Here is a 14727-nt window from a genome sequence, read left to right as displayed (position 1 = left end):
GAGGCCATACTGTGACCGGGGCAACACCATGTTTGATCAAATATCACCCCAGCGCAACCGGAGGGGACACTCGCCGTTGACGGAGCCGGACCCGACTGAACAGCCGTTCCTCGCACGTCGTCAGAACTGGACGAACCAGGTCGCGCGGCACGCCCTGATGCAGCCTGGCGAAACCGCCCTGCGTTTCCTCGGCCGCACCACGACCTGGGGCGAACTCGATAGCCGCGTCGGCGCCCTCGCAGGTGCCCTGAGCGGGCGCGGAGTCCAATTCGGCGACCGCGTGCTGATCTTGATGCTCAACCGCACCGAGTTCATCGAGTCGTTCCTCGCGATCAACAAGCTCGGCGCCATCGCGGTGCCGGTCAACTTCCGGATGACCCCGCCCGAGATCGCCTTCCTGGTCAGCGACTGTCAGGCCGAGGTCGTCATCACCGAATCGGTGCTCGCCAACGTGGCGACCGCGGTCCGCGACATCGATCCGACGTTGACGACCGTCGTGGTGGCCGGCGGCACCACCGAAGTAGGCCTGGTCGGCTACGACGACCTGATCGCCGAAGCTGGCGACGCGCCACCCCTCGTCGACATCCCCGACGACTCGCCCGCTCTGATCATGTACACCTCGGGAACCACCGGCAGGCCCAAGGGCGCGGTCCTCACGCACAACAACCTCGCCGGGCAGGCGATGACGTTCCTGTTCACCAACGGCGCCGATCTCAACAACGACGTCGGGTTCGTCGGGGTGCCGCTGTTCCACATCGCGGGCATCGGGAACATGATCATCGGTCTGCTGCTCGGCAGGCCGACGGTGCTCTACCCGCTCGGCGCGTTCGACCCGGGCACACTGCTCGACGTCCTCGACGCCGAAGCGGTGACGGGCATCTTCCTGGTGCCTTCGCAATGGCAGGCGGTCGTCGCCGAGCAGCGCGCGCGTCCGAGGAACCTGAAGCTGCGGGTCCTCTCGTGGGGTGCCGCACCGGCCTCGGATACATTGCTGCGCAGCATGTCTGAGACCTTCCCCGGAACGCAGATCCTCGCCGCCTTCGGCCAGACCGAGATGTCGCCGGTGACGTGCATGTTGTTGGGTGACGACGCGATACGCAAGCGGGGCTCGGTCGGCAAGGTGATTCCGACGGTGTCCGCGCGCGTCGTCGACGAGGACATGAACGACGTCGCGATCGGCCAGGTCGGCGAAATCGTCTATCGCGCACCCACGCTGATGGCCGGCTACTGGAACAACCCTAAGGCCACCGCGGAAGCCTTCGCCGGCGGCTGGTTCCATTCCGGCGATCTCGTCCGTCAGGACGAGGAGGGCTACATCTGGGTGGTGGACCGCAAGAAGGACATGATCATCTCCGGCGGCGAGAACATCTACTGCGCCGAGGTCGAGAATGTCCTTGCCGCACATCCCGCCATCGCCGAGGCGGCCGTGATCGGCCGCGCGGACGACAAATGGGGTGAGGTGCCGGTGGCCGTGATCGCGCTCGGCGGCGACGGCGAGCTCGGGCTCGCGGACCTCGAGAATTTCCTGTCCGAACGCCTTGCGCGATACAAGCATCCGAAGGCGCTGGAGATCGTGGACGCGCTCCCCCGCAACCCGGCTGGCAAAGTGCTCAAGACGGAACTACGAGTGCGTTTCGGCGCCGGGAAACGGATTGACGCAGGCGAAAGTGCTACTCCGTCAACGGTTTCTGCTGGCGCACAAGAGAATTAGGGAATTGGGACGAGTTTGCTAACGGTTCAGGGCTCAATCTTTCAGATGCCATGCAGCGAAGGGATGGCATCGGGTACAGTCCTGTGGTCTGTCTTACTACCGGCGGGTAGGGAGACGCTGGTCACAGTCATCGGGTTGGGGCAAGGAGGCCGCGTGCGACAGGATTTGCCGTCGCGCCACGATGGGCGGGGTCTCGTCGTAGGAGGATGTCGGTGACGGCGCAGACCGACATCGTCGGTTACGTCCGCGATCAGATTCGGCCAGGTCTGACCGCCGTCGGCGGATTCGTTCGGATGTGCGTGCTCACCGCCAAAGCGACTTTCAAGCCGCCGTTCCAGTGGCGCGAGTTCATCCTCCAGAGCTGGTTCCTGATGCGGGTGGCGTTCCTGCCGACAGTCGCGGTCTCCATCCCGCTGACCGTGCTCCTCATCTTCACGCTGAACATCCTGCTGACCGAGTTCGGCGCGGCCGACATCTCCGGCGCGGGCGCCGCGCTGGCCGCCGTCACCCAGCTCGGGCCACTGGTGACCGTGCTCGTGGTCGCCGGCGCCGGCTCGACGGCCATCTGCGCCGACCTCGGCGCCCGCACCATCCGCGAGGAGATCGACGCGCTGGAGGTGCTCGGCATCGACCCGATCCAGCGACTGGTGGTCCCACGCGTGATCGCCTCGACGTTCGTCGCGCTGCTGCTCAACGGGGCCGTGATCACCATCGGCCTGGTCGGCGGCTTCATCTTCGGCGTCTACCTGCAGAACGTCTCCGCAGGCGCCTACGTCTCCACCCTCACCCTCGTCACCGGGCTGCCCGAGGTGCTGATCTCGGTCGTGAAGGCCATGACCTTCGGACTGATCGCCGGTCTGGTCGGCTGCTACCGCGGACTCACGGTCGCCGGTGGCGCCAAGGGCGTGGGTACCGCGGTCAACGAGACGCTGGTGCTGTGCGTCATCGCCCTCTTCGCCGTGAACGTGGTGCTGACCACGATCGGCGTCCGATTCGGAACGGGGAGCTGACGTGTCGACAACCCAGGTCCTGCGTTCTCGGTTCCCGCGGGCGGTCTCTCGCGGAACCGGTGTCGTCACGGCCCCGGCGCGACTCCTGGACAGCGTCGGACACGTCGCGTGGTTCGTCGTCACCGCCATCGGCTCGGTCGGCCACGCACTGCGCTACTACCGCAAGGAGACACTGCGGCTGATCGCCGAGATCGGTATGGGGACCGGCGCGATGGCCGTCATCGGCGGCACCGTCGCGATCGTCGGGTTCGTCACGCTGTCGGGCTCATCGCTGGTCGCCATCCAGGGCTTCGCGTCGCTGGGCAACATCGGTGTCGAGGCGTTCACCGGCTTCTTCGCCGCCCTGATCAACGTCCGGATCGCGGCACCCGTCGTCGCGGGTCAGGCCCTGGCCGCCACGGTCGGTGCCGGCGCGACCGCGGAACTGGGCGCCATGCGAATCAGCGAAGAGATCGACGCGCTCGAGGTGATGGGCATCAAGTCGATCTCGTACCTGGTGTCGACGCGCATCATGGCCGGCTTCATCGTGATCATCCCGCTGTACGCGATGGCGATCATCATGAGCTTTTTGTCGGCCCAGGTGACCACGACGTTTTTCTACGGACAGTCGATCGGCACCTACGAGCACTACTTCCGGACGTTCCTGCGCGCCGACGACGTCATGTGGTCATTCGTTCAGGCGATCGTCATCTCGGTCATCGTGATGCTCAACCACTGCTACTACGGCTACTTCGCCAGCGGCGGGCCGGTGGGCGTCGGCGAGGCCGTCGGCCGCTCGATGCGCGCCTCTCTGGTCGCGATCGTCTGCGTGGTCCTGTTCGCATCGTTGGCGCTCTACGGCGTCGACCCGAACTTCAACCTGACGGTGTAGCGCCATGACCGCACCCCTGAACGCCTCGCGCACCCCGCCGTACAAACTGGCGGGGCTGGTGTTGACGCTGTTGGTGATCGTCGCCGTGGTGCTGGTGTACTTCCAGTTCCGCGGAGACTTCCTGAAGCGCGAACAGCTGACGATGATGTCGGCGCGCGCCGGTCTGTCGATGGACCCCGGCGCCAAGGTCACCTACAACGGTGTCGAGATCGGCCGGGTGGCCACCGTCAACGCGGTGGATGTCGACGGCGAGCCGAGGGCCAAGATCGTCCTCGACGTCGACCCCAAGTACATCAACCTGATTCCGAAGAACGTCACCGCCGACATCAGCGCGACCACGGTTTTCGGCAACAAGTACATCTCGTTCACGTCGCCGAAAGACCCGTCACCGCAACGGATCACGCCGTCGGACGTGATCGACGTGACGAAGGTGACCACCGAGTTCAACACCTTGTTCGAGACCGTCGTGGAGGTCTCGTCGCAGGTGGATCCGATCAAATTGAACCAGACGCTGGCGGCCACCGCCGAGGCACTCGATGGGCTGGGTGACCGCTTCGGTCAGTCGATCATCAACGGCAACGCGATCCTCGACGACATCAATCCGCAGATGCCCCAACTCCGTCGGGACAACCAGCTGCTGGCCGACCTCGGCGACGTCTACGCCGACGCGTCACCGGATCTGTTCGACGGTCTGCAGAACGCGGTCACCACGGCCCGCACGCTCAACCAGGAGCAGGGCACCATCGACCAGGCGCTGATGGCGGCCGTCGGTTTCGGCAACACCGGCGCGGACGTGTTCGAGCGCGGCGGCCCGTATTTGGTACGCGGCGCGGAGGATCTGATCCGCCCGTCGGAGATCCTCGACGAGTACAGCCCGGCGCTGTTCTGCACGATCCGCAACTTCCACGACGTCGAACCAAAGGTGGCGGCGTCACTTGGCGGCAATGGCTACTCGCTGCGGACGCTGTCGGCCCTCATGGGCTTGGGCGCGGGCAACCCCTACGTGTACCCGGACAACCTGCCGCGTGTGAACGCCAGGGGCGGCCCCGAGGGCAAGCCCGGCTGCTGGCAGCCCATCACCCGTGACCTGTGGCCGGCGCCGCACCTCGTGATGGACACCGGTGCCTCTATTGCGCCGTACAACCACTTCGAGTTGGGCCAGCCGATCCTGATCGAGTACGTCTGGGGTCGCCAGATCGGGGAGAACACGATCAACCCATGAAAATCACCGGTACCGCCATCAAGCTCGGCGCCTTCTCCCTGGTGCTGTTGCTGTTCACCGCGATCATCATCGTGGTGTTCGGGCAGATGCGTTTCGACCGCACCACCGGCTATTCGGCGGTGTTCTCCAACGCCAGCGGGCTCCGGGCCGGACAGTTCGTCCGTGCTTCCGGTGTGGAGGTTGGCAAAGTCTCCAAGGTCGAGCTGATCAACGACGGCTCGCTGGTCCGGGTCGACTTCAGCGTGGACCGCTCGCTGCCGCTGTTCGACGGCACCACCGCCTCGATCCGCTACCTGAACCTGATCGGCGACCGCTACATGGAGCTCAAGCGCGGCGAGAGCGACAGGCGGCTGCCCAGTGGGGGCACCATCCCGGTCACGCAGACCGAACCCGCTCTGGATCTCGACGCGTTGATCGGCGGATTCCGCCCGGTGTTCCGGGCCCTCGATCCGGACAAGGTCAACACCATCGCCGAGTCGATCATTACGATCTTCCAGGGCCAAGGCGGCACCATCAACGACATCCTCGACCAGACCGCGGCGCTGACGTCGACGCTGGCCGACCGTGACCAGGCGATCGGAGAGGTGATCAAGAACCTCAACACCGTGCTCGACACCACGGTCAAGCACCAGCAGCAGTTCGACGAGACGGTGCAGAATTTCGAGACCCTGATCACGGGGCTGAACGACCGCGCCGACCCCATCGCGTCATCGGTGGCCGACATCAGCGACGCCGCGGGCACCATCGCGGATCTGTTGGCGGACAACCGTCCGCTGCTGCAGAGCACGGTGGGCCATCTCGAGGCGGTACAGCAACCGCTGGTCGACCAGCGAGACAAACTCAACGACATCCTGACCAGGCTGCCCACCGCGTTCAAGATCATTGGGCGGGCCGGCGGAATCTACGGCGACTTCTTCAACTTCTACTCGTGCGACATCTCGATCCGGATGAACGGGCTGCAGCCGGGCGGTCCGGTCCGCACCGTCAAACTCTTCAGCCAGCCGTCGGGTAGGTGCACGCCGCAATGAGAACCCTGGAGGGATCGAACCGCGTCCGTAACGGGCTGATGGGCATCCTTGTCCTCATCCTGGTCATCGGTGTCGGGCAGAGCTTCGCCAGCGTACCGATGCTGTTCGCGACACCCACGTACTACGCGGAGTTCTCCGACACCGGTGGCCTCAACAACGGCGACAAGGTGCGCATCGCCGGCGTGGATGTCGGCCTCGTGCGCAGTGCGGAGATCGACGGCGACAAGGTGCTGATCGGCTATTCGCTCGACGGCACGCAGATCGGCACCGAGAGCCGGGCGGCCATCCGCACCGACACCATCCTCGGCCGCCGCAACATCGAGATCGAACCGCGCGGCTCAGAACCGTTGAAAGCCAACGGGACTCTGCCGCTGGGTCAGACCACGACGCCGTATCAGATCTACGACGCGTTCTTCGACGTGACCGAAGCATCCTCGGGCTGGGACACCCAGACCGTGAAGAGGTCGCTGAATGTCTTGTCGGAGACGATCGATCAGACCTATCCGCACCTGTCCGCCGCACTCGACGGCGTGGCGCGGTTCTCCGACACCATCGGCAAGCGCGACGACCAGATCAAGCAGCTGCTGGCCAATGCGAACCAGATCGCCGGAATTCTCGGCAACCGCGGCGAACAGATCAACAAGCTGTTGGTCAACGCCCAGCAGCTGCTCGGCGCGATCAACGAACGCCAGTACGCGGTCAGCATGCTGCTCGAACGCGTGGGCTCGTTCTCCGAACAGGTCAAGGGATTCATCGACGACAACCCGAACCTGAACCGCGTGCTCGAACAACTGCGCGTGGTCAGCGATGTCCTTTCCGAGCGCCGGTTCGACCTGATGGACACGCTCACCACGGTCGCCAGCTTCGTGGCGTCCCTCGGTGAAGCCGTCGCGTCGGGTCCCTACTTCAAGGTCATGCTCGTCAACCTGCTGCCCGGCCAGATCCTGCAGCCGTTCGTCGACGCCGCGTTCAAGAAGCGCGGTATCGACCCCGAAAAGTTCTGGGGCGACGCGGGTCTGCCCGCTTGGCGGTTCCCGGATCCGAACGGGGCCCGCTTCCCGAACGGCGCTCCGGCGCCCGGGCCTGCCGTCCTGGAGGGCACGCCGGAGAATCCCGGACCCGGCGTGCTGAAGGGTGCGCCATGCTCGTATACGCCTGCGGCCGACGGGATCCCGACCCCGGGCAATCCGCTGCCGTGCGCGAACCTGTCGATCGGACCGTTCGGCGGTCCCGCATACGGTCCGCCCAACGTCGTAACGTCGGACTCGAACGTGCACGGCCCGCAGCCGTCGCCGGGTGTGCCTGCCGCCGCGATCCCCGGTCAGGTGTCACCGGATATGCCCGGTGCCCCCGCCGCGCTGCCGCCGGCTCCGCCGGGCGCTCGCACAGTCCCCGTGGGCCCGCAGCCTCCGCTGCCGCCGGACTTCACGCCGGGTATCGCTCCGCTGCCGCCGGCGCTGACCGGACCGCCACCGCCGCCGGGACCCGGTCCTGACGCGGGGCCGGCGGGCACCCCGCCACTGCCTGGCAACCCGCCGTTCCTTCCACCACTTTCACAGGGCCAGTAGGGGGTGTAACCGATGGCAACGATCTTCAACGTACGAAACATGCAGCTGCCGAAGGTATCCCGTGCTGCGGTGATCATCGGCACGATCATAGTGATCCTCGCGCTGGTGGCCGCCATCGTCGGATGGAACCTGTACAAGAAGCTGACCACCAACACCGTCGTCGCCTACTTCCCGGAAACGCTGGCGCTGTATCCCGGCGACAAGATACAGATCATGGGCGTCAAGGTCGGTACGATCGAATCGATCGATCCGGCCGGCGACAAGATGAAGGTGACCTTCAACTACGAGAACAAGTTCAAGGTGCCCGCCAACGCCACGGCGTCGATCCTCAACCCCAGCCTGGTCGCCTCGCGGACCATCCAGTTGTCACCGCCCTACACCGGCGGACCGGTGTTGGAAGACGGCGCCGTCATCGACCTCGACCGCACACAGGTGCCGGTGGAGTACGACGAACTGCGCGACTCCATCAACCGCATCCTGCGCGACCTGGGGCCGACACCGGAACAACCCAAGGGCCCGTTCGGCGACATCATCGAGTCGGCGGCCGACGGCTTCGCCGGCAAGGGCGAGCAGCTCAACAAGACCCTCAACGGTTTGTCCGAGGCGCTGTTCACGCTCAACGAAGGCCGCGGCGACTTCTTCGGCGTGGTCAAGAGCCTGGCGTTGTTCGTCAACGCGCTCTACCAGAGCGATCAGCAGTTCGTCGCACTCAACGACGACCTCGCGACGTTCACCAACGCGTTCACCAACACCGACCGCGAGGTCGCCAACGCGCTGCAGGACCTCAACACACTTCTGGCGACCACCCGCAGCTTCCTCGACGAGAACGCCGAGGTGCTGACGCATGACGTCAACAACCTGGCCGACGTCACGAACGCGATTCTGCAGCCGGATTCCAAGGACGGGCTGGAGACCGCGCTGCATGTGTTCCCCAACCTGGGCGCCAACCTGATGAACATCGTGTCCCCGGTCACCGGTGGCGTGAATAGCTTCCCGGTGATCAATAACTTCGCGAACCCGATCCAGTTCATCTGCAGCTCGATTCAGGCGGGCAGTCGGCTGGGCTATCAGGAGTCGGCCGAGATGTGCGCGCAGTACCTCGCGCCGATCCTGGACGCGATCAAGTTCAATTTCCTGCCGTTCGGCATCAACCAGACCACCACGGCGATGACCCTGCCCAAGCACATCGCCTACTCGGAGCCGAGGCTGCAGCCGCCACCGGGATACAAGGACACCACCGTGCCGGGTATCTGGTCGCGCGACACCTTGTTCTCGCACGGCAACCACGAGCCTGGCTGGGTGACCGCGCCCGGCATGCAGGGCGTCGAGGTGCAGCCGCTCACCAAGAACATGATGTTCCCTGAGTGCCTCGCGGAACTGATGGGCGGACCCGACTGCGTGATCCCGCCCGCACCGCCGACCTTCGGCGGTCCACATCAGGCCGGCCCGCCGAACGCGTACACCGAGAACACTCCGCTGCCGCCGCCGTGGTATCCGCAGCCGGGTCCGGTGCCCGGCCCGGCGCCGGGTGTGGTCGCGGGTGATCCGGGCGGTGCGGCAATGACAGGTCCGCTGCCCTTCCCGGGATCCGCACCAGCACCAGCCCCGGCAGCGGCGCCCGCGCCGGTCGGACCGTCACTACCCGCTGAGGCAGGCTGATGATGACCCGTCGCAGATGGAGTCGAATCGCGCTACGCACCGTCGCGCTGGTGGCGATCGCGGTGACGCTGAGTTCGTGCGGGGTGTGGCCGTGGCGCGGCATCTCCAACGTCGAGCTGCCCGGTGGTCCCGGCACCGGCTCGGAGCGGATGACGATCTATGTCCAGATGCCGGACACGTTGGCGCTCAACGTCAACAGCCGCGTCCGGGTGGCCGACGTGTTCGTCGGCCGGGTTCGCGCGATCGAGCTGAAGAACTGGGTGGCGACGCTGACCCTGGACATGGAGCCCAACCTCGGGCTGCCGTCCAACGCGCTGGCCAGGATCGGCCAGACCAGCCTGCTGGGCAGCCAGCACGTCGAGCTGGAGCCGCCGCCGGATCCGTCGGGCCAACCGCTGCGCACGGGCGACACGATTCCGTTGAAGAACAGCACGGCGTTCCCGAGCACCGAGCGGGTGCTGGCGAGTATCGCCACGATCCTGCGCGGCGGCGGTGTGTCGAACCTCGAGACGATTCAGACCGAGATCTTCAACGTGCTGAACGGCCGGGCCGACCAGATCCGCGAGTTCCTCAACAAGCTCGACACGTTCACCGATGAACTGAACAAGCAGACCCAGGACATCACCCGCGCGATCGACTCCACCAACCGGCTGCTGTCGATCGTGGCTCAGCGCAACGACACGCTGGATCAGGTGCTGACCGAATTCCCGCCGCTGATCAAGCATTTCGCGGATACCCGCGATCTGTTCGCCGATGCGGTGGAGGCCTTGGGCCGGGTCAGCGTCGCCGCCGACAACGCACTGGCGCCCGCGAGCGACAACCTCAACACCAACCTGCAGAACTTGCAGCGGCCGCTGAAGCAGCTTGGCCGGGCGTCACCGTATGTGATCGGTGCGCTCAAGCTGATGCTCACCGCACCGTTCTCGATCGAGAACGTGCCGAAGGTCATTCGCGGTGACTACCTCAACGCGTCGCTGATGGTCGACCTAACGCTGTCGGCGCTCGACAACGCCGCCTTGTCGGGCACTGGGGTGTCGGGCATGCTGCGCGCACTCGAGCAGTCCTGGGGCCGCGACCCGGCGACGATGATCCCGGACGTTCGCTTCACGCCGAACCCGCACAACGCACCGGGCGGCCCACTGGTCGAAAGGGGTGAGTGAGCAATGCTGACCAGGTTCATCAAGTTCCAGCTGGTGCTGTTCACCATCCTGACGATCATCGCCATCACCGTGCTCGGCGTGTACTACCTGCGGATACCGAGCCTGATCGGCATCGGGCAGTACGAGCTGAAGGCGCAGCTACCGCGTTCCGGCGGTCTGTACGCGACGGCCAACGTGACCTACCGAGGCACCCAGATCGGCAAGGTCACCAGCGTCGTGCCGACCGAGTCGGGCGCGCTGGCGACGATGAGCATCGACGACCGGTACAAGATCCCCGCGGATGCATCCGCCAACGTGCACTCCGTGTCGGCGATCGGCGAGCAGTACCTGGACCTGGTGTCGACGGGCAATCCGGGCCAGTTCCTCAGCCCGGGGTCGACCATCACCGACAGCACCGTGCCGAGCGAGGTCGGGCCCGCACTGGACGCCGCCAACGAAGGCCTGGCGGTACTGCCCAAGGAGAAGATCGACGCGCTGCTCACCGAGACGTCCAACGCCGTGGGCGGTTTGGGGCCGGCGCTGCAACGGCTCGTCGACTCGACCAGCAACTTGGCGGAGGGCTTCAAGGACAACCTGCCGCAGGTCAACGACATCATCGCCAACTCGGCACCGATCCTGGACAGCCAGGTTCAGTCCGGCGACAACATCGAGGCGTGGTCGCGCAACCTGAACGTCATCGCCGCACAGACGGCAGAGCAGGATGCTGCGCTGCGTAGTGGCATCCAGGACGCCGCCCCGACGCTCGATCAGGTGAACGCGGTGTTCGGCGGTGTGCGCGACTCACTGCCCCAGACACTGGCCAACCTGTCGATCGTCATCGACATGCTCAAGCGCTACAACAAGGGTCTGGAACAGTCGCTGGTGATGCTGCCGCAGGGCGCGTCGGCCGCCCAGGCGGGAACGATCTTCGAAGACCTCGGCCAGTTGCCGCTCGTGCTGGCGATCAACCAGCCGCCGCCGTGTCTGACCGGCTTCCTGCCTGCGTCGGAGTGGCGTTCGCCGGCGGATACGAGCATGGCACCGCTGCCCAAGGGCACCTACTGCAAGATCCCGAAGGACTACCAGGGCAACGTCGTTCGTGGTGCCCGCAACTATCCGTGCGTTGACGTGCCGGGCAAGCGCGCGGCCACGCCGATGGAATGCCGCAGTCCCGAACCGTACGTGCCGCTGGGCACCAATCCGTGGTACGGCGATCCGAACCAGGTCCTGTCCTGCCCGGCGCCGGGTGCGCGTTGCGATCAGGGCGTCAACCCCGGACGCGGTGTCATTCCGGCCCCGAGCGTCAACAACGGTGTGAATCCGGCGTCTGCCGACGTACTGCCTCCGCCGCAGTCGACGGCGCCGATCAGTGACCCGCTCAGCCCCCCTGGCCAGGGCAGCGTCACCTGCAGTGGACAGCAGCCCAACCCGTGCATCTACACTCCGGCACCAGGGCCCCCGGGCTCCACGGCCGTCTACAGCCCGTCCAGCGGCCAGGTCGTGGGACCGGACGGTGTCAGGTACAACGTCACAAATTCGAGCAACCCAGGAGACGACGGATGGAAGGAGATGCTGGCACCAGCCAGCTGAACCCCACCGATGCTGATGAGGCGCTCGACGAGTCGTTAGCAGTAGAACCCGAAACCGAAGGATCCGCCGACGAGCATCGCCCGGCGCGGCTTGGTCGCGGTTGGGTTGCCGCGATCTGCGCCGGCCTGCTGGTGCTCGCCGGGGCCGGGGCGGTGGCGGGCTTTCTCTTGCTGAAGGCGAACCAGCAGAGCGAGAAGGCTGCGCGTGAGGAATCCGCCGCCCTGCAGGCAGCCCGGGATTGTGTGGCGGCGACGCACGCGCCCGATGTGACGGCGATGAGCGTGGCACAGTCGAAGATCATCGAATGTTCGACGGGTGATTTCGGTGCGCAGGCCAGCCTGTACAGCGGGGTCCTTGTCGACGCCTACCAGGCCGCCAATGTGACGGTGCAGGTGTCCGACATGCGCGCCGCGGTGGAACGGCACAACGACGACGGATCCTTCCAGGTCCTGGTCGCGGTGCGGGTGAAGGTGACCAACTCCGAGGCCGCCGACCAGGAGCAGGGCTATCGGCTGCGGCTGCAGATGGCGCCGGCCGACGGCACCTACAAGATCGCACAACTGGACCAGGTCACCTCGTGACAGCTGTACTGGACACTGTGGACTCGTCGCAGACCGAGGTGGAGGCCGGACCGTCGCTGGCGTCCTGGCCGGCACGGGCGGGTGCGATCGCCATCGACGTCCTCCTCGGGGTTGCGGTGATCGCAACCATGGCGGTGTCGGCGTGGAGCGCACCGTGGCTCGGCTGGTTGTGGTGGGTGTACGTAGCGACGGCGGCGTGTGTGATCGTCGCGATGGCGGTCAACCGGCTGCTGCTACCGACGATCACCGGCTGGAGCCTGGGCCGGGCGGTCTTCGGCATCGCGGTCCGCACCCAAAACGGTGCCGCCCCCGGCGTGCTGCGCCTGGCCGGCCGGGACCTGGTGCACCTGCTGGACACCGCGGCGCTGTTCGTCGGCTGGTTGTGGCCGCTGTGGGACGGCAGGCGCCGCACGTTCGCCGACCTGTTGCTGCGCACCGAGGTGCACAATGCCGAACGGCCACAACGTGATACGCGTAGGCCCGCGGCAATCGCGCTGGTCGTGGCGACGGTGCTGTGCGCGGTGGCCGTCGGCTTGGGTTACCTCGTGGTGTACCGACCCGAACGGGCGGTCGACGTCGCCCGTCAGCAGATCGCCGAGCAGGGTCCCCGGATCGTCGAACAGCTGCTCAGCTACAACAGTGAGTCACTGCCGCAGGACTTCTCGCATGCGCAGTCGCTGACGACGGACGGCTATCGGGAACAGTTGATCGCGCAACAGCAGCTCGTGCTGCAGTCGGGCGCCACGTCGAACGAGTACTTCGCGGTCAGCAGCGCCGTGCTGTCGGCGACGGCGGAGCAGGCCTCGATGTTGATTGCGCTGCAGGGGCAGCGCGGCACCGATCCGAAGGACTTGAAGTTCATCACCGCGACGCTGCGGGTGGAGTTCGAGAAGGCAGCTGACGGCCAGTGGAAGGTCGCCAATCTCGTCGTGCTGAAGAAGCCGCAGATGAATGCGCCGGGCCAATGAGCCCGCGGCGCAGAATGGAGGCCGACGAGCCCGACTTCTTCGAGGTGAAGCCGGACCCGCCGCGGCGATGGGGCCTGCCACTCATCGCCGCGTTGGCATCGGTATTGATCGCCGCGGCGCTCACGGCGGGCACCCTGATGCTCGTCAGCCACCGGGCCGACGTCCGCAACACCGCAAACAATGCCCAGGTTCTGGATTACGTGCAGGCGTTCATGACCTCCTACACCACGTTGGATCCGTTCAACGCCAACGCCTACACCGACCGGATCATGGCGCAGGGCACCGGCGAGTTCGCCAGCATGTTCTCCGAGAAGCAGAACGAGATCCTGATCCAGGTGGCGCAGGCCGAACCGACCACGGGCTCCGTGGTCGCCGCGGGCGTACAGCGGTGGAACGACAACGGAAGCGCCGACGTACTGGTCGCGACGAAGATCACGTCCAAGTCGCCGGACGGAAAGTCGACGATCGAAAGCGGAAACCGTTGGGTCGCAACCGCCATCAAGGAAGGACAACAGTGGAAGATCAGCCAGCTGATCCAGGTGATCTGACCACCGAAGCGGATGCACCGGCCGAACCACGCCGCAGCCGGTTCTCGTTACGCCGCCGCCCGAAAACGCCTGAGCTCCAGACGGTTACCGAGACTACCGCCGAGCCTGTCGATCCGGACAAGCCCGTCGAGGCGCCGCGGACCCCCGTGGGTAAGAAGCGGCGCACCCCCAAAGCGGAAGCAGCGGAAGACGATTTCGAAGGTGTGCAGACGCCGGAACCCGAGGAAGCTGCCGAGCTCCCAGAGTCGGAGGCTGACGCCGAACCGGCCGACGAATCCGACGACGACCGGATTCTGGTGCCGCATCGTCCCGCCGGAAAGCGACTGCTCATCGCGGCCACCGCCGCGGCAGCGCTCTTCGTTGCGGCCGGCGCCTTCGCGGGTGCCACACTCCAGCCCTATCTGGCCGAACGCGCGACGGTCGACACGAAGCTCGACGTCGCCCGCACCGCGGCCAGTGCGATCTCCACGCTGTGGACGTACACCCCCGACAACATGGAAGCGCTGCCGGACCGCGCCGAGGTCTTCCTCGGTGGCGACTTCGCCGATGAGTACCGCAAGTACATCGACGCGATCGTCGCACCCAACAAACAGGCCCAGGTCACCAACACCACCCAGGTGATGAGTGCCGCCGTGGAATCGCTGTCCGCCGACGAAGCCACCGCGATCGTGTACACCAACTCGGTGGCGACCAGCCCGGTGACGAAAAACATTCCCTCGCTGCGGTATCTGTCCTATCGGCTGACGATGGAGCGCGATCACGCGAAGTGGTTGATCACCAAGATGTCCACCGTGACATCGTTTGACCTGACGCCGCAGTTGTAGGACGGGCC

General features: G+C 65.9%; 13 protein-coding genes. All 13 read left to right on the top strand.

Features of this window, described 5'->3' with window-relative positions; translation table 11 throughout:
• The first annotated feature begins 28 nt into the window (after positions 1-28).
• Entirely contained in the window at positions 29-1711 is a 1683-nt protein-coding gene (gene fadD5 / locus BST47_RS24370; RefSeq protein ID WP_083128257.1) for a fatty-acid--CoA ligase FadD5, read from the top strand.
• A gap of 212 nt (positions 1712-1923) precedes the next feature.
• The gene (locus BST47_RS24365; protein ID WP_083128339.1) at positions 1924-2721 is read left to right on the top strand and encodes an MlaE family ABC transporter permease; all 798 of its coding nucleotides are present in this window, start codon (positions 1924-1926) and stop codon (positions 2719-2721) included.
• 1 nt (position 2722) lies between these two features.
• Positions 2723-3592 carry an MlaE family ABC transporter permease gene (locus BST47_RS24360; protein ID WP_083128256.1) on the top strand — a complete coding sequence of 290 codons (870 nt, stop codon included), beginning with the start codon at positions 2723-2725 and terminating at the stop codon, positions 3590-3592.
• A 4-nt stretch (positions 3593-3596) separates the two neighbouring features.
• Positions 3597-4814 carry an MCE family protein gene (locus tag BST47_RS24355; protein ID WP_083128255.1) on the top strand — a complete coding sequence of 406 codons (1218 nt, stop codon included), beginning with the start codon at positions 3597-3599 and terminating at the stop codon, positions 4812-4814.
• Entirely contained in the window at positions 4811-5842 is a 1032-nt protein-coding gene (locus BST47_RS24350; RefSeq protein ID WP_083128254.1) for a virulence factor Mce family protein, read from the top strand. The genes BST47_RS24355 and BST47_RS24350 overlap by 4 nt, the downstream gene beginning before the upstream one ends.
• Positions 5839-7410, top strand: a complete 1572-nt coding sequence (locus BST47_RS24345) for an MCE family protein (RefSeq protein WP_083128253.1) — start codon at positions 5839-5841, stop codon at positions 7408-7410. Before BST47_RS24350 ends, BST47_RS24345 begins: the two co-directional genes overlap by 4 nt.
• A gap of 12 nt (positions 7411-7422) precedes the next feature.
• A complete protein-coding gene (locus BST47_RS24340; protein ID WP_083128252.1) occupies positions 7423-9069 on the top strand; it encodes a virulence factor Mce family protein in 1647 nt (548 codons plus the stop codon).
• Positions 9069-10229, top strand: coding sequence for a virulence factor Mce family protein (locus BST47_RS24335; protein ID WP_083128251.1), 1161 nt, complete (start codon positions 9069-9071; stop codon positions 10227-10229). The genes BST47_RS24340 and BST47_RS24335 overlap by 1 nt, the downstream gene beginning before the upstream one ends.
• A 3-nt stretch (positions 10230-10232) precedes the next feature.
• Positions 10233-11798 (top strand): MCE family protein, encoded by a 1566-nt coding sequence (locus tag BST47_RS24330; RefSeq protein WP_083128250.1) that lies wholly within the window; start codon positions 10233-10235, stop codon positions 11796-11798.
• Positions 11768-12379, top strand: a complete 612-nt coding sequence (locus tag BST47_RS24325) for an Rv1363c family protein (protein ID WP_083128249.1) — start codon at positions 11768-11770, stop codon at positions 12377-12379. Before BST47_RS24330 ends, BST47_RS24325 begins: the two co-directional genes overlap by 31 nt.
• Positions 12376-13347: an RDD family protein gene (locus tag BST47_RS24320; protein ID WP_083128248.1), complete on the top strand. Its 972-nt coding sequence runs from the start codon at positions 12376-12378 to the stop codon at positions 13345-13347. Before BST47_RS24325 ends, BST47_RS24320 begins: the two co-directional genes overlap by 4 nt.
• Positions 13344-13895, top strand: coding sequence for an Rv1363c family protein (locus tag BST47_RS24315; RefSeq protein ID WP_083128247.1), 552 nt, complete (start codon positions 13344-13346; stop codon positions 13893-13895). The genes BST47_RS24320 and BST47_RS24315 overlap by 4 nt, the downstream gene beginning before the upstream one ends.
• The gene (locus BST47_RS24310) at positions 13862-14719 is read left to right on the top strand and encodes a mammalian cell entry protein (protein WP_083128246.1); all 858 of its coding nucleotides are present in this window, start codon (positions 13862-13864) and stop codon (positions 14717-14719) included. The genes BST47_RS24315 and BST47_RS24310 overlap by 34 nt, the downstream gene beginning before the upstream one ends.
• Positions 14720-14727 lie beyond the last annotated feature (8 nt).

It is taken from the genome of Mycolicibacterium tusciae, from assembly GCF_002086795.1.
GTDB classification, from domain to species: domain Bacteria; phylum Actinomycetota; class Actinomycetes; order Mycobacteriales; family Mycobacteriaceae; genus Mycobacterium; species Mycobacterium tusciae.
The sequence above is the reverse complement of the archived record's forward strand: the minus strand, read 5'-3'. Positions and strand labels throughout refer to the sequence as shown.